This window comes from Pseudoalteromonas sp. CO325X, assembly GCF_004208955.1.
GTDB lineage: Bacteria > Pseudomonadota > Gammaproteobacteria > Enterobacterales > Alteromonadaceae > Pseudoalteromonas > Pseudoalteromonas ruthenica.
Map to the genome: position 1 here is coordinate 45,061 of NZ_SGPG01000013.1, position 20,297 is coordinate 65,357.

Here is a 20,297-nt window from a genome sequence, read left to right on the forward strand (position 1 = left end):
GAAAAGGAGTTTCATATGTCCGCAATAAGAATAACCCAATCCGTTGGGATTGGTGCAATGAATAATCCGAACGATGTGAAAGCAGTTCAGAATGCTATTAATTCTCTGATAAACTTAATTGCTCCAACGAGAACACTTGTCGTTGATGGCCGAGTTGGTGCAAGACCAGAGAATTCTAAGACTGTTGCTGCTATCAAGGCATTTCAAAGCAAAGTAGCGGGCATGGTGCGTCCAGATGGAAGAATAGATGTTAATGGACGAACTCACCGTAAAATAAATGAGAAACTGCTCCAAGCACCAGGTCAAGTTAGCTTCAAGCTGCCAACAGCATCTTCTGATGTAATAAACTTATCAAACTCTGACTATGTAGATGTTGCCAACGAACTAAGCTGTAAAGTTGCCGCAATTAAAGCCGTTGCAGAAGTAGAGTCATCAACGGATGCTTTTCTACCTAACGGTAAGCCTAAAATCTTATATGAAGCGCACATATTTTCTCGACTAACGGGGCATATTTATGATGCAAGCCACCCGTCCATTTCAAGTAGGGCTTGGAACCGAAGCTTATACATTGGCGGAGCTCAGGAGTACACTCGACTGGAGCAAGCGATGGCATTGAATGTGACTGAAGCGCTCAAGTCTGCTTCATGGGGACGCTTCCAAATTATGGGCTTTAACCATCGAGCAGCCGGCTTTGCTAGTATAGAAAACTTCGTTAAAGCGATGTTTACGTCTGAAAGGAAGCAACTCGATGCATTCGTTAGCTTTGTAAAAAGTAAGGGGTTAGACCAGCACTTAACCACTTTGAATTGGGCTGCATTTGCTCGAGGTTATAATGGTTCTCAATACGCGAAAAACAAATATGATGTTAAATTACAACAGGCATTTGATAAGTATGACAATGAGTAAAGTCCTAACCACATTATCACTGTTTCTAATAGCTTCATGTCAAGCAACAGAAAGTGACACAAACACTATATTTAAGTGCCACGCAGATAACCCAGCCCCAATTTATGTCGTTGCAAGCAAAATGGGTAATACCTATGCACTCACCCAATTTCAGCACCCACAATTACAGCTCGATATCGGGTCTGCTGCTGATAGCGTTAATAAGTCGAGTTACCACCGTGCGTTGGTTTCGGAGCACAGTATGCATTTTAGTTACGATGAAAATAAGGTTGTTATCAGCGACTATCACAGTGAAGAGCTTGGAACACTAACCCAAGAGTACTCGGTGACATTCACCCAAGGTGATAACAAACAATACTGGCTTTGCAATGACAAAAGTGAAAGCACACTTCCAGCGATTGAGGATTTCGACTAAACAATGACTAAAAGACCACAGAAAGTGCCAACCTAAATTCACTTCAGGAAGGCATAAGTAAGTGATAACTATATAAGGAAATAGCATGAATAAAATAAACAAGGATGTAGATTACAAAAAAATGGCAGGGAGCGCTCGCCTGATCTTACTCGCAGAATCGAGCCATAATCCAGCATCATTTAAATACGAAGCTATACGCGCCTTAAAGCAGTTAAGGCAAGCTGGGTTTACTCATTTCGCTATGGAAATGCTTTCGCATGATATGCATGAACGGTTGACGTATTTCCAAAAAACGGGGAAAGGGTTCGAATCGATTAAAAACCATTTCAAGACAAACTGGGACTGGGGTCATGGTGTCGCAAACGGATACTCCCAACTTGCCCAACATGCTCATAAATTAGGGATGAAACTAGTCGCTTTAGACGTACCTGCGCATATTATAACTCTCATGGAGCAAGAGTGTTCCGATAAGAAGATAAAGGCAGAAGTGTGCGATGATGCACATCAAGTTCGCAATGACGTCTGGGCTAATTTAATAGCCTCACTTCTTGAAGATAGCTCCAAAAATAAGGTGATTGCCTTTATGCATCGTTTTCATGCCATTAGAGCAGGAAAATATAGGGAGGGGTTAGATACGCTTATGATAACAAGAGGTGTTCACAATATCAGGTTGATCGAATATATAGGCGGTCTAAGTTGTTATTTACCGAAGCAATGTCAAGGTTGGTCCGATGAGGATGCACCACTCAACCAATTATACTTTTCTAGGGAAGGTAGCGACTTCGACACACCGCTTAAGTCTTTTCAAGTTCATATTCCAGAAAGGAGAGTTGCGGAAGACGGAGCTCTGTCATGGTAGTAAAAGTTTCTTGGTTAACAGTACCCTTGCTCTTTACTTCGTGTTTAGCGCAAGCAAATTGGCAAGAACCTGACGAGAATGATCCAACACTCACAGCCGACAAACTCATGAGACTATGCGATAAAAGCTTTTATTACCGTCCCGACAGGGTGCTTTTTTGGTGTGAAAAAGCAGCCGAGGCTGGATTTGCACAGGCACTGCTTAATATTGCTTACCACACCAAAGATGGTTCTCGTTACATTGACGAGTTAAATAAACGTATTAAGGCAGGTGACTCCGTTGCCCTACTTTCACTCGCTTGGCTTTATGAAAGTGGTACGTTTGTTCGGCGCGACGAGAGTCGCTCCTTAGCTCTTTATAATGATTACCTAGAAGGTATTGATCCTTCACAGCCATGGTATGGGCAAACTCATCTGGATTTAGCCAAAATATATCAAAAACAAAACAATTGGCCTCTCACTCTAAAACACGCAAGAGTTGCGGCCAAGTATATAAACGATAGTAACAAACGAGAGTATGCAGCATCTATTATTGAAGCAGCTAAAGCTAAAATACACAGTCAAAAAGATACCAACTAAGGCCTGTAGAATGTCACCTTCACTAGTTCTCTTTATTATCTTGTTCGCGTTATATACGCATATATCTATGGCAGCAGGCCCTCGCTGGGATCATTCTATCAGGATTGACGATCCTAAGCTCACCGCCGAGGTGGCCGCACGGCAATGCCATAAAAGTTTGATCAACGCCCCAGAGCTGTTAGAAGATTGGTGCGAAAAAGCCTATGAGATGGGTTACTGGAGCGCTCTTCAGTTTATCGGCTTGCATACTGGAGATGGTAGCCGCTATATCGCGGAAGCGAGAAAACATGCTGAACAGGGCTCTCCTGGAGGCATTATCGCGCTTGCCTATGCCTATAAATTAGGGCGTTTTATTGATAGAGATCTCCAAAAATCTATTGTGTTATTTAAACGATATTTAGATGAATACGGTGATGTCGAGAGTGAAAAAATGAGAGTGGGTAGCACCCATGAGGAGCTGCTTGCTATTTATAAAGAGCTCGGAAATTCGGAAAAAGTCGCTGAGCATAAGCGTTATCTTGAACAAAGCAAATACGCTGAAGCTAAAAAAGCCATGTTTAAAAGGCAGCTTGAGGACGCCGGTATTTCTTTGGGCAAGCAAAACCAGTAGTCGTTTCAATAGAGCAAGAAAGCTACCTTTACTCACGTAAGCTGTATTTTCATTACTAATATGGCCTCAAGTAATTTCTGATAACATTTATCATAAAAACGCGTGGTCGACTCCCATGTCATTATAGAAAGCATAATTGGCTTGTCGATTAAGTAGGTTCAGGCGTATAGATTATAATGACGGTTTAGCTTGCTTTAGCAAAAGCTATTGTGAAGGACAATCGGATGAAAAAGGCAGCGGTATTGATTCTCTTTTATCAACGTTCGCTATTCATTTGCCTGAAAGGAAAGCGTTATCTAGAAGGAGCTCAACCATGATAAAGGCAATAGTGATGCTGTTAGCATTAATACCCAGTATCTTACTTGCTGCTGGCCCTCGCTGGGATCACTCTATTAAGATTGACGACCCTGAGCTCACCGTCGAAGTGGCCGCACAGCAGTGCCACAAAAGCTTGATCAACGCACCAGAACTCTTAGAAGCATGGTGCGAAAAAGCCTATGAGATGGGTTACTGGTCGGCTCTGGTACCTATAAGTTTGCATACAGGTGACGGTACTAGGCTGGTAGCAGAGGCCAAAGAAAGACTAAAAAATAAAGAGCCAAAAGCATACACAGTGTTGGCTTGGCTCTATGGCTCAGGGCAGTTTGTAGAGGAAGATATTGAACGCGCAATATCTTTAAATAGAGAGCTGCTAAATCTAGCTCATGCCGGAGTTACACCAGCAATAAGAACCTCTGCCCATAAAGAGTTAGCCGATTTATATCAGCTACAGGAAAATTGGCCTGCGGTAATCAAACACGCTAGCTACGTCAAAAAGCACAGCCGTTTTAAGTTTGATATTGATGCTGCTCAAAGACAAATAGCCAAAGCGCAAAAACATACCCAACCAAGCACTCAATGACAATATAATTTATCGCAGTACTTACTCATACTTAGGTAGTATCCTCGCTTAATTTTTGTAAACAAGAGTCAAGCGAATCACTCCATATTTATTCATAACCGAACAGTATGTTGGAGGCTCAAAGAAATAAGTGGGCAGGAAAAGCGTAAGATACAAGTTGTACACTCTATCGTTATCTATTGGTTACTAAGACAATAAGGCTTTCACATGGTAGTAAACGCTCCTTGGGTAACAGTACCCTTGCTCTTTATTTCGTGTTTAGCGCAAGCAAATTGGCAAGAACCTGACGAAAATGACCCAACACTCACAGCCGGCAAACTCATGAGACTATGCGATAAAAGCTTTCATTACCGTCCCGACAGGGTGCTTTTTTGGTGTAAAAAAGCAGCCGAGGCCGGATTTTTACAGGCACTGCTTAATATTGGTTACCACACCAAAGATGGTTCGCGTTACATTGAAGAGTTAAATAAACGCATTAAGGCAGGTGACTCCGTTGCCCTACTTTCACTCGCTTGGCTTTATGAAAGTGGTACGTTTGTGCTGCGGAACGAGAGTCGCTCCTTAGCTCTTTATAAAGATTACCTAGAAGGTACCGATCCTTCACAGCCATGGTATGGGCAAACTCATCTGGATTTAGCCAAAATATATCAAAAACAAAACAATTGGCCTCTCACTCTAAAACACGCAAATGTTGCGGCCAAGTATATAAACGATAGTAACAAACGAGAGTATGCAGCCTCTATTATTGAAGCAGCTAAAGCTAAAATACACACTCAAGAAGATACCAACCAAGGCCTGTAGAATGTCGCCTTCACTAGTTCTCTTTATTATTTTGTTCGCGTTATATACGCATATAGCTATGGCGGCAGGCCCTCGCTGGGATCACTCTATTAAGATTGACGACCCTGAGCTCACCGCCGAGGTGGCCGCACGGCAATGCCATAAAAGTTTGATAAATGCACCAGAACTCTTAGAAGCATGGTGCGAAAAAGCCTATAAGATGGGTTACTGGTCAGCTTTGGTACCTATAAGTTTGCATACAGGTGACGGTACTAGGCTGGTAGCAGAGGCCAAAGAAAGGCTAAAAAATAAAGAGCCTAGCGCTTATACTACGTTAGCTTGGCTTTATGGGTCAGGCCAATTTGTGAAAAAGGATATCGCTAAAGCAATAGCACTTCGTGAGGAGTTACTGGTCTTAGATAAAAGTTTTACCCCTAATCAAATTGCTGCAAACCATATGAAGTTGGCAGATTTATATATACAAGAAAGGAACTGGAAGAAAGTAGCTATCCACGCTAAACATGTTCTAAAGCATACCCAATCAAACTTTCAGAAAAAGTATGCTAAGAGACAGCTGGAATCTGCTGAGCGGCATTTGTCCTCAAACGAGCTCTAACTTTTTAAGAAGCACTTTCCCCTGCTAGTGTGGCGTGATAAACGCTTAGCTAGCAGGGTACACTTAGTTTAACAGCTAAAATAATACGCATTTCATTATTTCAGGCGCTAAATTAAGCATTCACAAAGAAATAACCTAAACAACGACTTATCGCTGAGCGTTTATATAGTAGTCACCCAAATGGTAAATCTATAAGTCTGCTATATCGTCATAAGTATATAGCTTGTATTTGCCCGTGCACTCAGAGCTAAGCCTTACATTACCTCACCCATTATTTGCGCTAGATCAAAGTCTTTGCTGAGCAAAGTCTTCAGCGGGTCTGGACCTGATATAGATCAAATTTTTACTGGCCGTATTTGCTAAAGTTTGACCAATACATATAAGAACTCCAAGGACAGACAATGGCGCACTCAGACTTTCATACCCCAGTTGAACCTATGCCGCAGGCTACCGTAACCCCTATTGGCCAAAGTAGTGGCGAGCCTTCCCTGAGTGAGCAACTGCACCTTTACAAGCAACTGTTGCAAGAAAAAGAGCGGCAGATTAAGCAGCTAGAACAAGCTCATGCCCCTTTGGTTCAGCAGATAAACCAAGCGGAATCATTAAATAAAAAAGCCCTTGCGCACATGGATAAAATGGCAGAGCAGATGCAGCAAGTGCAAATGCAGGCCAAACGCGATGTGCAAATTGAAATGGCCGAGCTTGAACAGCAACTCGAGGAAGCGAGCACCAGTAAGCATGTAATGAAGCATCATTGCCGTGACTTACAAGAGCGCAATAAAGAACTACATGAATTACTTAAAGCGTCGAATAGCCAAGTTGATGAACTACAAAGTCGATTAGATAGCCAAAGTATTGATGTAAAAAACCTGCGTGAAGAAAAAGTAAAACTGAGCATGCAAGTTATTGAACAAAGTGAACAACTTAAACGCTGCGAACGGCAATTAAACGAGGCACTGCACGGTTATTACTCGGGTGTAATGAATAAGAATAAAAAACTCAGTAAAAACTTACCAAGATAGCTAACACGCCCCCGATAAAGGCTCTTGCGGTCATTACCTACTTGATGGCTAAAAGAGCCTTTGCTATTTAAAGTACAGTTGCGCTACTGCGATGGTGTTGTTTACAATAGCGGCTTAAGGATAAGTTCACCCCCGAACAAGGATATGTCATGCTAAATATTGAGCGCCCTACTACAATTTCTGAAATTGACGAGAAGATAAACACCAGCCGCAAAAAGTACCAAGACACCCTTAACTTCGTGCATGTGCAGCGCGATAACCTGATGTGGCTCGCTAATCACGCACTCACTTTAGCGCAGTACCTTTCATATGAGCAAAGCCCAGAGCACAACGCAGAGGCGAAACAAGCCATTGCTCACTGTGCGCAGGCCTATGCACTATTATTTAGCCTCGCGAACGACCCTGAACGTATTGTCGAGCTAGAATTTAACGGTGAACAGCACGACACCCAGTACAACGGCGTCGGCCTAGTTGAACAAGGCCGGATCAATGCACAGAATTGGCAAGAAGCCGTCTTTTGTGCACTCACAGTACGCGACCACGATGCCCTTTCCTCACTGTTAGCGTTTGATTTGTCTCACTTAAGAGAGAGCCGTGCCGTGTGCCCGGAGGTTGAGCTTATGTTGGCCGAGCTACTGCAAAAAGTGTTGTTGGGAGAAGAGGTCTCGCAACCAGAAATCATCGCTCTGAGCCAGCAAATTGCCGCCGACACTAACCCGCTAGTTCAACACTGCACTAACGCCAAATTAAGTCTAATTAATAATGCCTTGATCAGTAAAGCTACTGATTTAGATGAGACCTTCCTGGGTGCATTAAATCACTATTGGCAATACCAAGGTCAGCACCTTTACGCCGACCATGCCCACACTAACTTCTACATGCCTATTGAGCTTTTAGGCACAGCCTGTTTAGTGCAAGACCAAGGCCGCAGTGTAGATATTGATACCGATTTTATGCCACGTTTTTATATTGTTAGTTAGCGTATATTTTTTTGGATTTATCTCAACTGCGTTGACTATATCGCTGTGAGTAAGCTACAGTGCGCAGCTGTATCTAAAATTAAACCATTAACGAAGAGATCCCTGAAAGTTCGTACGAACCTACTAGGAAGTGAAGCCACAGTTAAGGAAAATCCATGAAAAAGCTATCTGTCCTTGCCCTGAGTTTAATGCTTGCAGCGTGTCAAAATACCCAAGCGCCAGCACCTGCTGAGCCACAGACTAATACCGAGCCAAAAGAGCAAGTTGTTGAGGTAGTCAAGCCTGAGATCACGCAGTTAACCGTGAATACCACCCCTTCGGATTCACGCGTAAGAATTATGAATATTCGTCCGAAATACCACGATGGGATAGAGCTGCAACCTGGTGAATATGAGGTTGAAGTGAGTAAACCCGGCTACGAAACCTTCCGCGAATGGGTCATGGTAGAGAATAACACCGTGATTGATATCGAAATTAAACAGCTATAAATATGCTTAGGAGGGGTAACCCTCCTATTTTTTTAAGTAAAGCCAAGTCACTATTTTTAATAACCAAGGCGAGCGATGTAACAACAACTTCGCACGCGGCCACCAATGGGGTGTTTTAAGAACCGAGCGCGCATGGGAAAAAGTATAAAACCCCTCAATACCATGATACTGGCCAAATCCCGATGCTCCTACCCCGCCAAAAGGTAAATCAGTTGCACTGACTTGCATGAGGGTGTCATTCACCGCCAACGTACCACTTTGTACTTGCTCACTCACTTTTTGCCAATGGGCCCGCTTGGTCGCGAACAAATACAATGCCAATGGTTTAGGCTGCACTTTTAACGCTACACAGGCGTCTTCAATATGCTCATAAGTTTGGATAGGTAGTAACGGCCCAAAGATCTCTTCTTGGCAAACACGCATGCTATCATCGACATTTAAAAGCAGGGTTAATACATGTTGATCCCCCCCATTGATGAGCTCCAATGCCTTGGCTCCTTTGCTGAGGGCATCCTCTTTTAACGCCCTTAAGCGATTAGCCTGAGCCTGATTAATCACCTTCGTTGGGCGATGGCCTAACTGCGCCACCTCGGCTTTGATGCAAGTGATAAAAGAATCTAATTGTGAGGTATGTAAAAGGACAAAATCCGGAGCTACGCATATCTGCCCAGCATTAGTCGATTTACCAAAAGCAATCTGGGTTGCCGCATGATTGACCTGCGCACAAGGCAATATCACCGCCGGCGATTTACCACCGAGCTCTAGGGTTACCGGTGTGAGATTCTCAGCAGCGCTGCGCATTACCTTTTTGCCGATATGACCGGAGCCGGTAAACACAAGGTGATCCCAAGGCTTAGCGCTAAACGCGGCCCCTACTTGTGCATCTCCTTCAATGAATGCCACATAGCGCTTCAACTCAGAGCTAAGCAATGTTTTTAATACTTGATTCACAGCAGGGGTATATTCGCTCAATTTCACCATCACTCGATTACCCGCTGCGAGGGCAAAAGCAAGGGGCGATAACGCCAAATTCACTGGATAATTCCAAGGCGATACAACGCCCACCACGCCTTTGGCCTCATAATGTACGTGTAATGACGAGGGAAAGTGGGCAAAACCACCCTGGCGCTTTTCCGGTTTAGCCCATTTAGCGAGGTTTTTACGGCAGTAGTCCAATGCCTCTATCGTAGGAAGAATGTCGCTCACCAAGGTATCAAAACGCTCGCGATAGCCAAAATCTTCGCTGGCTGCTGCAATCAATGGCTCTTGTGCATCAAGTAGTGCATGCTTCAGCGCTAATAGCGCCTGCTTGCGTTGTACAAGACTCATTCTTGGCTCTTGTTCATGGGCTTGTTTAAACTGCGAAAACACCTTATCAAGCACACACAACTGCTCGCTCACTAGAATATCCCTGCTTTTTAAAACTGATAAGTATAGGTTAGACTGGACTGACGTCCGTACCCGGGTACGCGGCCATCAAACACGCGCGCATCGAAGGTATCGTAATCTTTATCGGCAAGGTTTTCTACTTTTAAGCTCAACCGCGTGTGTTCATCCATCTGCCAATGCAGCGCTGCGCCGAGCAACACATACGCACCTTGATAAAAGCGCTTATCATTAGCACCGAATACTTCGACACTATCGCGCCACAGGGCATTCGCGCTAAGTGTCAGTGTCTCAAGCTGCATATTCACCGCCACACTCGCAAAGCGCTTAAAGCTTGGGCTAATGGGATCATCAAATAGCTGGGTATAGTTGATTTGCACATCACTATATTGGCCTAGTTGCGATTGAGCACTCATCTCAATACCCTGCATAGTGGTGCTGAATACATTTGCAAAGGTAAAAGCTTGCTGCTGCTCATTGACCATCACCAAATCAATAAAATCCTCTAGGGCGTTATCAAATAGCACCACCTCACTTTTCCACTGTGTGCCTTGAGCTAACCACACCAGCTCGGTTGTTTTGATCACTTCCGAGGATAAATTAGGATTACCGGAGGTGATATCATCGTTAGAATAAAGCTCATTGGTGACCGGAGTACGAAACGACTCGCCGTATTGCGCTTTTAAAACATGGCGAGTGTCGCCGCTGGGCAGCTCGTAAATAAGCGAAGCTCTTGGTGACCAACGCGCATCAATACCATTGACATGATCATAGCGCGCCCCGAAAAAGGCAGTGAGCCCGAAATCCGGAAGCTGTTGTTTCACTTGCACATAGCCCGCTTGGGCATCAAAGCGATGTTCTAAATCACTGAACTCACGATAGCGGCTCAGTACTCGCGAGGGGTTTTCATAATACTCACTATTGAGCTCAATAAAGCCTGATTGATCATTGAAATAGCTGGTCACAACGCCGGCTTGAGTTTGTTCGTCTCGGCGCAGCTCTACACCTGCAAATAACATACTGTTGGCATGAAGCTGATGCTGATAATCGCTGACAAACTTAAGCTCAGAGCTTTGCCAGTTAGGACCAACAAAATACGGCATGTTTTCAGGTAGATTAAGACCCTCCACTAAGCCTTGCGCTTCAATATGGTGCTCGGCATAACTCAACTGGGAGGATAAATCGTGATCGCCTTGCAACCATTGATAGGCAACACTGGCGGCGTAATTATCACTGCGATGGCGATTATCAGGACTATACCCGCCTAAATTCAAAAATTCATTCAGCTCAGTACGCTGATAGCGCGCATTGATGGTTAAGTACTCGGTACTAAACTGGGTATTAGCAAAAACAGAATACAGTGGATCACGGACATTATCGGCAACGTCGTAATCTTGGCCATTGGTTTTTTCCACCGCGATATTAGCAGAGAATCGCCCCTGTGACGTTGCTTGATGCCACTGCCCTGTTAATTGCTGGCGGGCATTCTCACCTATGCCAACACTCAAGGCATTGATATCGTCACTTAGGATAATATTCATCACCCCTAAAAACGCATTGCTGCCATACAATGCAGAGCCAGGACCGCGAATAAACTCTACTCTTTCAATTAACTGCGCCGGAATATAAGGTGTGTACACTGAGGCCTTACCAAAGGAAACTTCATTTAAGCGCTCACCGTTAATCATCACCAGAATATTGCCACTGTCCAAATGCACGCCGCGCGCATGCTCTTTTGGCACGGCCCCGACCCAGTCGCCCCGAGTCAGCTGCATGCCGGGCACATAATTCATTAATTGATAAGCATTGTGGACACCCAACTGGGCAATTTGTTGGCGGGTAAATAAGGTCACCGAAGAAGGGGCCAAAGATTGGCTTTCTGCACTTTTTGATGCGATATCTACTTGAACATCAAGCAGTTGTTCAAAGCTTAGAGAAAAGAGCTCATCGCTGCTCGCTTGTTCAGCCAAGGCTGGAAAGACAAACGAGCCTACGAGCGTAAAATAGAAACAAAAACGGAACATCGCACATACGGTGTAAATCACTCATAAATTAAATAATTACACCATATTTACATAAAAACAAATGAAGTTTCACGCCAAGGTGTGTTTATGAGGCGGAATGCGCCGCTGCAAGCTTACTGGCTTTACGCGCTTTAATGTATTTATAGATACCAATGAGTGACGCCGCTATCCAGAAAATTTCGATAACGAAGCTGGCCAAGTTAAAGTTATAACAAAGGCTTATTAGCAATAAAATGGCGCCTGATAGGTTCATTAGGTTGTAACCTAAGCCAGTTGCAGGCAGCTTATTCAACTGCAACAAAAAGAATGCACCTACCACTAAAAAGGTGCCCGACATGCCAATAACATCGAACAAAATATCCATTGTTTACTCCAGATGAAAACCAAACCGGGCGAGCTTAACAGTGGCCATTCATACACTTTAAGGACAAATGCCCGTATCCTTTGCAGGCTTATTTCATAAATACTTTTTGGCCAATCATTTTCAGTGCGGGGGTGCCCCTGATCATAGTCTCTCGAGCGAAAACCTGCTGACATTGCGGACAGGTTGCGAGCTGCTCAGTGAAGTCCTCAGTTATGCGTTCGATAAAACATTTAATAAGCGCGCCCTTGCCGCCTTTGCGGTATTTGTAGAGTTTAGTGCGGCACTGCGAACAATGAATATTCACGGTGCGAACGGGGCCCTTTTTGTTCGGTTTAGCCATGCTCCCTCCCTTAAGACAACACAACCTAGTCTACCATTGTCAGGCGCGATGCTCTAATGCCATAAGCCCAGGATAAGCCCCATTAAGGTAAACTGCACAGTATGGTATCCGGCATTCACTAAAAACAGTTTTAGGGGTCGCTGCTCAAAAACATAGCTAATCCCAAAGGACGTAGCCACCCACCCTAAACCCGCAGCGAAGCCTGCACCTACCGCAAACCCGAGCTCAGGCCGAGGGCCTAAAAATAACGCAAAGATAAAGGCAGCCAAAAGAGAGAGTATAAAGGCGATGGTAAAGACCTTTCCCATTGTCGCATTTTGCAAATCTATGTCCGTTAACCCGCACCCATCTAACCAAGCATTTTTAAACATCAGTGGTGAATACCACACGCCGCCTAAGATAAAGGTGGCAAGGGCTGCAATTAGCACCGCAATAAAATTAAAATCTGCAAAATTCATAGCGTGGCTCACAAATAATACACCCTACTAAGCGTAGCTTGCGAACACCGTACGAGCAAAATTCGTGCGTTGCTCACTGGAGTGCGACATATTGCCGCACTGTGGCGGTTTGTTATTGCACCTCGCCCCTAAGCAATTGAAAATTCAGACATGCTTTTCAATTCTCAGTGGATATTATGAAGATAAAGTCAGCCCTTGGCGCAACCATCACCGCACTTCTCGCAGTCAATAGTCAGGCCATGGAAGTGATCACCGTGCACTCGCAACACCATGATACGGGTGCTCGTTTAATGCAAATACCGGCACAAAAGTTTGCAACCGACACAGCCGATTGGCTCGATGGTGTTGTTGGTGCGGGTGTAAACAAAAATGGCCCGATAACAGGTTTAGCGCAATACCGAGGTATGTTTGCCCAACGCATTAATGTCGCCAGCAATGGCCTCAACTTCAGTGGTGCAGGCCCCAATTCAATGGATACACCACTCAGTTACACCCCTGCCATCATTATTGCAAACATGGACATCTATCGCGGTATTGCCCCGGTCAGTGCCGGTATCGACACGCTTGGCGGGGCCATTGACGTAAACATGCGCCGCGCTGAGCTCGATAGCCCATTGACTGTTAATGGCCGCATCAATGCGCAAGATAATGGCTCAGGAGTCAATGCTAGCCTCGCTGGGGGCGCTGGTAATAGCCAATTTGCTTGGCTCGCCTACGCAGATACGCGTAACAGTGATGAACAAGAGGCCAAGGAAGGTGCTATTCCGAACAGTGATTATCAGCGTCACCAGTATGGTGTGCTTACCACGTCGGCCCTAAATCAAGGGCGCCTCTTCGCTAATATTCATCGTACCGATACCAAACAAAGCGGCACAGCCGCGCTGCCTATGGATATTGATTACATCGACACCACACGATTTGAGGTATCGGGTGAGCACGAAATCAGTGACACAACGCTGTTATGGGGTGTGGGCTTTCAAGATGGCGAGCATGGTATGGATAACTACCAACAGCGCGCCCTCAGTACCGCGCAAAAAGCACGTTATACCCTGGCTTTAGGACGCAGTACCAGTCTCTTTGCCCACATACAAACAGGGGCTTGGCTATGGGGCTATGATGGCAGTATCAACCGTCATGATGCGGACATCACTAATCCAAACAATGACGCGTTTTTCGTGGAAAACTTTAATAATGTTGCTGATGACCGCCATAGCCTATTCACCGAATACACGTTTAGCCACCGCAAGCTCAACACAACAGTAGGCGCACGGTTGAAATACAATGTTGCCGATGCCGATAAGGTAAGTTCCACCATGGCCATGATGATGCCAGCGGTTGCAACCTTACAAACTCGTTTTAATGATGCAGACAAAAGCGTCAGTGATACCACTTTCGATGTGGTCATCAATAATCGCTATACGTTGAATTCACACTCAGACCTCAGTTACGGTGTCGCTATCAAAGAGCGGGCTGCGAGCTATCAAGCGCGTTATTTATGGCTTCCCATGCAAGCAACCGGGGGCCTTGCGGATGGTAAAACGTATGTCGGTAATATCAACCTTAAACCTGAAACGGCGTACCAAGCGAATGTGGGTTGGTCATACACCAGTGAGCGGCTCTCGATAAAGCCTCAGCTATTTTATCAACGAATTGATAATTACATCCAAGGCACCCCCAGTGAAGACAGTCTGGTGAATATGGTGGCGATGATGATGTCTGGGCAAGGCGCGCTTCGCTTTAGTAATATTGATGCTCACCTTTACGGGGCTGATATGAGCGCCGAGTATCAACTCTCTCGTCAGTGGCAAGTTAATGCTCAGATTAGTTATGTGCGCGGTAAACGCAGCGATGAGGTGAATGACGATCTCTATCGTATCAGCCCACTTAACGGCCAATTGAGTGCCCATTACTATGCCAATGATTACCAAGTGGCTGCGCGTTGGCGCTTCGCCCAGTCGCAAACGCATGTGTCGCACTATAACAACGAGCTGAGCTCACCCGGCTATGGTGTCGTTGATGTGAGTGTAGATTATGATATCAACAGCCATTGGCAGTTCAATGCAGCGGTTAACAACCTGTTTGATCACAGCTATGCGCCACATCTCAACGGCATAAACCGTGTTGATGGCCGGGAGTTAGATAAAGGACAGCGTTTACAGGCACAGGGCCGTACTCTCCATCTAGGTGTTAGTTTCTCTTTGTGATAGCTACCAAAGGCCACGTTATTATTGGCCTTTTTTCTTTTCTAAAGCCTCCTCAGCAAGATTAATTTGCCACCGGTTTTTTCTGCAACTTACGTTGTAAGGTACGTCGGTGCATGTTGAGTTGGCGCGCTGTTTGCGAAATGTTGCCATTGTTGCGCGTCAGCACCGCTTGAATATGTTCCCACTCCAAACGCTCAGGAGACATGACCTCATCGTCGTGCGAAACGTGTGAATGCACAATATCATCCTCCAAAGTGGCTAGTAAAAGTGCCATAGACACAGGCTTAGCGAGATAATCATCAGCGCCGAGCTTCACTGCTTTAACAGCAGTGGCAATACTGGCAAATCCAGTTAGCAATATGATGCGCGCACTCGGCAGCAAAGAGCGCAGCGGAGCAAGCAGTTGCAGTCCAGACTCATTATTTAAATTCATATCCAAAATAATGTGACTGGGGCGTAACTGTCGTGCTTGGAACAGGGCACTTTGCACACAATCAGCATGTGCCTGCGCTTGGGTGTGCGCTTCTAGGCGCCGCATGAGTGTTCGCGCAAAGGCCAGGTCATCTTCAATCAGTAACAGCTTCATAGCGCCTCTTAGGAATAGTGATATCAATGCATGCACCGTGTTCATTGTTAGCCAATGCCAAAGTGCCACCAATGCGCTCTATCGTGGCGTTGGTTAGCCACAGCGCCACACCAAAACCATCGCTACTCGCTATCACTGCGCTGCCCAAGGAGGCCTGCATCTCAGCGCTAAACCCTCGGCCTTGGTCCTCAATTCGCCAATGAAGAGCAGAGTCAGAGTCGCGGATGGTAATCGTGATACGCTCTGCCCCAACCTCTTCGTTTGCCCGCACAGCATTGGCCAATACGTTAATCACAGCGGCACTCAACAATGGGTCACTAATAATTTCAATATGTTCACCTTGATGTGGGAGCTGACAATGCAGTTGCTGAGAAGGATAATTCAGCGTGAAGGCTTGTCGGATCTCATCAACGAGCTGTAATAGCGGCTGGTAATGTGGCGCTCTTTCATGAGCATTACGCAGTTGCTGCGCCCGGGCACGAAACAAATCTAACTGCCGCTGACACTGCGTCAAAGGCACCGCCATATCATCAATCACAGGCTGTAACGTCGGACTGTCGGCGCTTAGCTCCCTTGCTTCATCATGCAACAGCGCCAAATTTGCAAGCGGTGTGGCTAATTGGTGGGTCGCTTGCGCTGCAGCGCTGCCCAAGGACACAAGCTGCTCAGCGCGAAGCTGCTCTTCTCGGCTTTGGGCAATAGCGCGTTGTTGTTTTGCCAAAGTGCGAGACAATGCGCTAACCAGAGTGGCGACCACAACTGCACTGAGTACAAAGTTTATCCACATGGCGATAAAATGGTGGCGCATTTGCATGCCATGCTCACCTTGATGATGCAATGGCATCATCATCACTAAGGCCGAGTAAGCAGCAATTGCAATCACGGTTAACAACACCGTTAAACGCCCAGGTAAGGTCACAGCAGCAATCATAACCGGCAACAGCAACAACGATACAAAGGCATTGGTCGCCCCGCCACTGTGCATAAGCAGCAAGGTTAAAAACAAGATATCAGCTAATAATTGCCACACTACGGTGGCGGCGCCCACCGGTGCGCGACTGTGGATGCGTCGTCGTAGCACCACCACACTCAGCAGCTGAAATAGCGACTCCACGGCGATGATGCTCAACAGCGGCAAGAGTGCTAACGCAAAATCAAGTACATAGTAAGCAATGAGCACCGCCAGTAACTGCAGTGCAATGGCGACACTGCGTAGCAATAACACACGGCGAATGCTGGATTGTAATAGCAGGTCCAAAATAACAGCGCTAAGAGGTGAAGAATAACGAAAGTCTATCGTTATTCTGGCGTTGAGAAAAGCACAGAGTGGGTGACTACGGCGACGTTACCGACTTAACTGGAAGGCCTCACAAGGCGTGCCTTGATGGTAAACTAAACGCCAATCTTGATTGCTATTCAGGCACCATATCGACATCCTTACAGAGTAGTGCCATTGCCCTCCTTTGATGCGTCTGAGCGCACCTCGGTAAGAGAGCTGAGCGACATCAGCGCACAGCATACGCCCTTCAAAATCTTGATTGTGAAAGGTGGGTTTGCGCCCCTTGGCTTGTTCTTTTGGTAGCCGAGCAAGCACATTGTCCTTATCAAAGCGCCGGCCATCGGCCGACACCTCGATAAAACGTTCATCAAGCAACTCATTTAATCGCGAGGCATTGCTGCGCACCTCTTCGCTCATTAAAGTTCTCTCTAACTCAATCAGTTGCGCCAACGTTTGCGCTTTAATCTTGCTCATGATGTTTGATGACTTTCCCTTCTTTCATGACAAAGGTCACTGCGCTTAGTTGCGAAATATCCTTTAATGGCGACTGCGCAACAGCAATTACATCAGCGTAGTATCCGTTTTGCAATTTGCCAACTTCCTTGCCCATATTCAATAGCTTAGGTGCTTGCTCTAAACTAGTCGCCAACGCTTCACGGGGCGACAAACCATACTCAACTAACAATGCAAATTCGCGGGCGTTATCTCCATGGCGGGATACCCCGGAGTCGGTACCAAATGCGATATTCACGCCTTCATCTAAAGCCCGTTGGAATGATGCTTTCACCACCGGGGCGACCTGCGTTATTTTGTCTACTATAGCCTGAGGAACCTTATCATTGTGCTTCACTTCCTCACTCACAGAGATCCCCGCTAACAATGTCGGCACTAAGTAAGCGCCCGTACTTTTAAACAGCGCCACCGTTTCGTCATTAGCATAAGAGCCGTGTTCGATAGAATCGACTCCGCTGCGAAGTGCAGCTGCAACCCCCTGGGCGCTGTGTGCGTGAGCTGTCACAGGGCGACCAAGGTTATGAGCGGTATCAACAATCGCCTTCATTTCCTCATCAGTCAGTTGCTGATTGAGCCCCGCTTGAGTGTTACTCAATACCCCGCCGGTGGCCGTGATTTTGATAACTTGCGCCCCGGCTTTAACAATCTCGCGCACCGCCCGTGTGCAATCATCGGCGCCATTGCACACGCCCATGCGTGGAGCAAACGCATCAAGCACCTCTTGTCTATACCCATGTAAATCACCGTGGCCACCTGTTGGAGTCACCGCCTCACCTGCAGCAATAATACGTGGCCCCTGTATTACGCCACTTTCTACTGCTCGTTGCAGCGGAAAAATCACCTCGTTATAACTGCCCAAATCACGTACGGTAGTGAACCCCGCGTTGAGGGTATTGCCAAGAAATTGCGTAGCACGTAACGCCTGATCGGCCTCGACCTCCTTCAACCACCTTTCAGGGTCAGCCTGAGGATCACGTTCAAAACTAATATGCACATGCAAATCTATTAGCCCCGGCATTACAAATTGCTCCTTAAGGTCAATAGTATGCGCGTCGGCCAAGCCTAACGTCTGAGCACTGACATAGCCTTCATGAATGCCCTGGACACGACCGTCTACTACTTCCAGGGTTTGCCGCTCAAGAACATCGGCATTGGCCGCTGGGAGTAATTTACCGGCATAAATCAATGTACTTTGCGCCCAAGCGCTTGCGCTTGATAACGCCAAAAGTAAGCTTGCACATGTGATGAGTTTCATTGTTTTTCCTTGGTTATTATTTTCTTTTACCTGAACATACTTTGCCGGTGCAAACCAGTATAACTCGACCAAAACGCTGCATTTTGGTATAAAGTTGCCATAGCAAAGAGATCGGGCCAGATGAATAAACAAACGTCCGACGCAGCAACCTTAGGAATTTTTATGCACTATGCAGAGATCACTGGCTGGGGCAAATGTATCCCACCAGCACGCATTACTAACGATGACATTGCCACCGTGGTTGATACCTCAGATGAGTGGATCAGCTCTCGCACCGGTATTAAAGCCCGCCATATTAGCCACGTAAGCACTGCTGAGCTTGCAACCGTGGCCGCCCAACGCGCGTTAGATTGTGCTGGCGTTGACGCCGAGCAGCTTGATCTCGTGCTGGTCGCCACTTGCACACCAAGTACCATGGTCGCCAACACAGCCTCGGAAGTGCAACAACGCTTAGGCGCCAAAGGAGCCGCTACGTGTGACAGTAACGCCGCTTGCTCTGGTTTTTTATATGCGCTGCAAATGGCCACGGCACAAATCCAGGCAGGCATGATTAAAACCGCTGTTGTAGTCGCCGCCGAGCGCATGCTGTGGTATGTCAATTGGGCCCTGCGTGACAGTGCGGTGTTATTTGGCGATGGCGCGGGTGCGGTGGTACTGCAAGCCAGTGAGCAACCATTAGGGTTACTCGCGAGCAAAAGTGGCTGTGACAGCAGCGACCGTTCAATTTTGCATATTAGTAACTTTGGCACCAACGTGAATAAATACCAGACCATTGGCGGGTCTGATTTAAACTTTGTTGGCCCGGAAATCTTCAAACGTGCCGTCAAAGGCATGAGTGTAGCCTGCGACGATGTGTTGAGTCAGGCACAACTTAGCCTCGATGACATCGATGTATTAGTCCCACACCAAGCGAACTTACGAATTATCCAATCAATTCAACAGCGCTTAAAAGTAGACGATGACAAAGTGATGGTTAATATCGATGAATACGGCAATACCTCCGCAGCAACCATTGCTATTGCCTTGTGTGAGGCTGTAGAAAGAGGGATGGTCAAACCTGGCGCGAATATCATGTCAGCCGCCTTCGGCGCTGGCCTGACATGGGCAGCCAGTTACATAAAGTGGGGTGAGCGTGTAACTCCAGTGCGTGATAGTCAAGCGGCGTTACCTGAGTGCTCGCAAACTGGGTTAGAGCTCATTGCCGAGGCGGTAACGGCCTGCCAACAAGGGTAACGCGACTATGGGCTGCAATGGTGGCCCAATTACTTTAAAACTTTCATAAATGCCGCTATGGTTACCTTGAGCGTAAGCTATATAGGAACAGTGTTATGGCTAAAGACGGTTTGAAAGTAGATATAGAGCGCCACCAGCAGTGCATCTATATCGCCTTAGTACTGACCGGTACGTTGAATCATGAGCACTATCAACTACTGACGCCATTATTCGCTTCAGCCTTGGCTGATATTGACGAGCCCATTGTCGATGTTTTCATCGACGCCAGTCAGCTAGACGGTTTTACAACACGAGCTATGTGGGATGACTTTAAGTTAGGGGTTATTCATCGTAAGCAATTTAAACGCATAGCCTTGTACGGCCATAAAAAGTGGCAAAGCTTCGCGGCAAGTGTTGCAAATTGGTTTGTTAGTGGCGAAGTTAAATATTTCGACGACCCCCGCGCGGCAATCGCCTGGTTATCTGAACATTAAAAAAGGCCGCTCACGCGGCCTTTTGTG

The 20,297-nt window shown here is 46.3% G+C and carries 23 protein-coding genes; 14 read left to right on the forward strand and 9 right to left on the reverse strand.

The genetic code is table 11. The features are described 5' to 3' along the window. Window positions 1-15: 15 nt before the first annotated feature. From EXT46_RS04870 to EXT46_RS04920, 11 genes are all read left to right on the forward strand, one after another. Complete coding sequence (locus EXT46_RS04870) at window positions 16-906, forward strand: N-acetylmuramidase family protein (RefSeq protein WP_130145565.1); 891 nt, start codon at window positions 16-18, stop codon at window positions 904-906. A gap of 121 nt (window positions 907-1,027) precedes the next feature. Next, window positions 1,028-1,321: a hypothetical protein gene (locus EXT46_RS04875; protein ID WP_130145567.1), complete on the forward strand. Its 294-nt coding sequence runs from the start codon at window positions 1,028-1,030 to the stop codon at window positions 1,319-1,321. A gap of 85 nt (window positions 1,322-1,406) precedes the next feature. After that, window positions 1,407-2,180, forward strand: coding sequence for a ChaN family lipoprotein (locus tag EXT46_RS04880; protein ID WP_130145569.1), 774 nt, complete (start codon window positions 1,407-1,409; stop codon window positions 2,178-2,180). After that, window positions 2,174-2,758 (forward strand): hypothetical protein, encoded by a 585-nt coding sequence (locus tag EXT46_RS04885; RefSeq protein ID WP_130145571.1) that lies wholly within the window; start codon window positions 2,174-2,176, stop codon window positions 2,756-2,758. Before EXT46_RS04880 ends, EXT46_RS04885 begins: the two co-directional genes overlap by 7 nt. After that, window positions 2,697-3,368 (forward strand): hypothetical protein, encoded by a 672-nt coding sequence (locus tag EXT46_RS04890; protein ID WP_130145573.1) that lies wholly within the window; start codon window positions 2,697-2,699, stop codon window positions 3,366-3,368. The genes EXT46_RS04885 and EXT46_RS04890 overlap by 62 nt, the downstream gene beginning before the upstream one ends. Window positions 3,369-3,681: 313 nt before the next feature. Further along, complete coding sequence (locus EXT46_RS04895; RefSeq protein ID WP_130145575.1) at window positions 3,682-4,269, forward strand: hypothetical protein; 588 nt, start codon at window positions 3,682-3,684, stop codon at window positions 4,267-4,269. Window positions 4,270-4,476: 207 nt separating this feature from the next. Further along, window positions 4,477-5,070, forward strand: a complete 594-nt coding sequence (locus tag EXT46_RS04900) for a hypothetical protein (RefSeq protein WP_130145576.1) — start codon at window positions 4,477-4,479, stop codon at window positions 5,068-5,070. Window position 5,071: 1 nt separating this feature from the next. Beyond that, complete coding sequence (locus tag EXT46_RS04905) at window positions 5,072-5,665, forward strand: hypothetical protein (protein ID WP_130145578.1); 594 nt, start codon at window positions 5,072-5,074, stop codon at window positions 5,663-5,665. A 401-nt stretch (window positions 5,666-6,066) separates the two neighbouring features. Then, window positions 6,067-6,687 carry a hypothetical protein gene (locus EXT46_RS04910; RefSeq protein ID WP_022944450.1) on the forward strand — a complete coding sequence of 207 codons (621 nt, stop codon included), beginning with the start codon at window positions 6,067-6,069 and terminating at the stop codon, window positions 6,685-6,687. Window positions 6,688-6,836: 149 nt separating this feature from the next. After that, entirely contained in the window at window positions 6,837-7,667 is an 831-nt protein-coding gene (locus EXT46_RS04915; protein ID WP_130145580.1) for an immunity 49 family protein, read from the forward strand. A 155-nt stretch (window positions 7,668-7,822) separates the two neighbouring features. Further along, the gene (locus EXT46_RS04920; RefSeq protein WP_022944452.1) at window positions 7,823-8,155 is read left to right on the forward strand and encodes a carboxypeptidase-like regulatory domain-containing protein; all 333 of its coding nucleotides are present in this window, start codon (window positions 7,823-7,825) and stop codon (window positions 8,153-8,155) included. Between the two features lie 24 nt (window positions 8,156-8,179). On the opposite strand, the gene EXT46_RS04925 is transcribed toward EXT46_RS04920, so the two are convergent. From EXT46_RS04925 to EXT46_RS04945, 5 genes are all read right to left on the reverse strand, one after another. Then, window positions 8,180-9,556 carry an aldehyde dehydrogenase family protein gene (locus EXT46_RS04925; RefSeq protein WP_165381055.1) on the reverse strand — a complete coding sequence of 459 codons (1,377 nt, stop codon included), beginning with the start codon at window positions 9,554-9,556 and terminating at the stop codon, window positions 8,180-8,182. A 17-nt stretch (window positions 9,557-9,573) separates the two neighbouring features. Further along, on the reverse strand, window positions 9,574-11,565 hold the full coding sequence (locus EXT46_RS04930) for a TonB-dependent receptor (RefSeq protein WP_130145584.1): 1,992 nt from the start codon (window positions 11,563-11,565) through the stop codon (window positions 9,574-9,576). Window positions 11,566-11,650: 85 nt separating this feature from the next. Then, the gene (locus tag EXT46_RS04935) at window positions 11,651-11,929 is read right to left on the reverse strand and encodes a hypothetical protein (RefSeq protein WP_045979015.1); all 279 of its coding nucleotides are present in this window, start codon (window positions 11,927-11,929) and stop codon (window positions 11,651-11,653) included. Window positions 11,930-12,017: 88 nt separating this feature from the next. After that, window positions 12,018-12,269 (reverse strand): hypothetical protein, encoded by a 252-nt coding sequence (locus tag EXT46_RS04940; RefSeq protein ID WP_022944456.1) that lies wholly within the window; start codon window positions 12,267-12,269, stop codon window positions 12,018-12,020. 53 nt (window positions 12,270-12,322) lie between these two features. Beyond that, on the reverse strand, window positions 12,323-12,727 hold the full coding sequence (locus EXT46_RS04945; protein WP_130145586.1) for a DUF1761 domain-containing protein: 405 nt from the start codon (window positions 12,725-12,727) through the stop codon (window positions 12,323-12,325). Between the two features lie 176 nt (window positions 12,728-12,903). On the opposite strand from EXT46_RS04945, the gene EXT46_RS04950 reads away from it, so the two are divergent. Then, window positions 12,904-14,931 carry a TonB-dependent receptor gene (locus EXT46_RS04950; protein ID WP_130145588.1) on the forward strand — a complete coding sequence of 676 codons (2,028 nt, stop codon included), beginning with the start codon at window positions 12,904-12,906 and terminating at the stop codon, window positions 14,929-14,931. A gap of 61 nt (window positions 14,932-14,992) precedes the next feature. Here EXT46_RS04950 and EXT46_RS04955 read toward each other — a convergent pair whose 3' ends face one another. The 4 genes from EXT46_RS04955 to EXT46_RS04970 form a co-directional block, all read right to left on the reverse strand. Next, window positions 14,993-15,517: a response regulator gene (locus tag EXT46_RS04955; RefSeq protein WP_130145590.1), complete on the reverse strand. Its 525-nt coding sequence runs from the start codon at window positions 15,515-15,517 to the stop codon at window positions 14,993-14,995. Continuing rightward, window positions 15,498-16,775 (reverse strand): ATP-binding protein, encoded by a 1,278-nt coding sequence (locus EXT46_RS04960; protein ID WP_130145592.1) that lies wholly within the window; start codon window positions 16,773-16,775, stop codon window positions 15,498-15,500. Before EXT46_RS04960 ends, EXT46_RS04955 begins: the two co-directional genes overlap by 20 nt. Before the next feature lie 87 nt (window positions 16,776-16,862). Beyond that, complete coding sequence (locus tag EXT46_RS04965) at window positions 16,863-17,270, reverse strand: nuclear transport factor 2 family protein (RefSeq protein WP_022944460.1); 408 nt, start codon at window positions 17,268-17,270, stop codon at window positions 16,863-16,865. Then, window positions 17,257-18,564 carry an amidohydrolase family protein gene (locus tag EXT46_RS04970; protein ID WP_130145594.1) on the reverse strand — a complete coding sequence of 436 codons (1,308 nt, stop codon included), beginning with the start codon at window positions 18,562-18,564 and terminating at the stop codon, window positions 17,257-17,259. Before EXT46_RS04970 ends, EXT46_RS04965 begins: the two co-directional genes overlap by 14 nt. 162 nt (window positions 18,565-18,726) lie before the next feature. On the opposite strand from EXT46_RS04970, the gene EXT46_RS04975 reads away from it, so the two are divergent. Together EXT46_RS04975 and EXT46_RS04980 are read left to right on the forward strand one after the other, a co-directional pair. Next, the gene (locus tag EXT46_RS04975; RefSeq protein ID WP_026111037.1) at window positions 18,727-19,797 is read left to right on the forward strand and encodes a ketoacyl-ACP synthase III; all 1,071 of its coding nucleotides are present in this window, start codon (window positions 18,727-18,729) and stop codon (window positions 19,795-19,797) included. A 95-nt stretch (window positions 19,798-19,892) separates the two neighbouring features. Further along, a complete protein-coding gene (locus tag EXT46_RS04980) occupies window positions 19,893-20,270 on the forward strand; it encodes an STAS/SEC14 domain-containing protein (protein WP_130145596.1) in 378 nt (125 codons plus the stop codon). The last annotated feature ends 27 nt before the right edge of the window (window positions 20,271-20,297 follow it).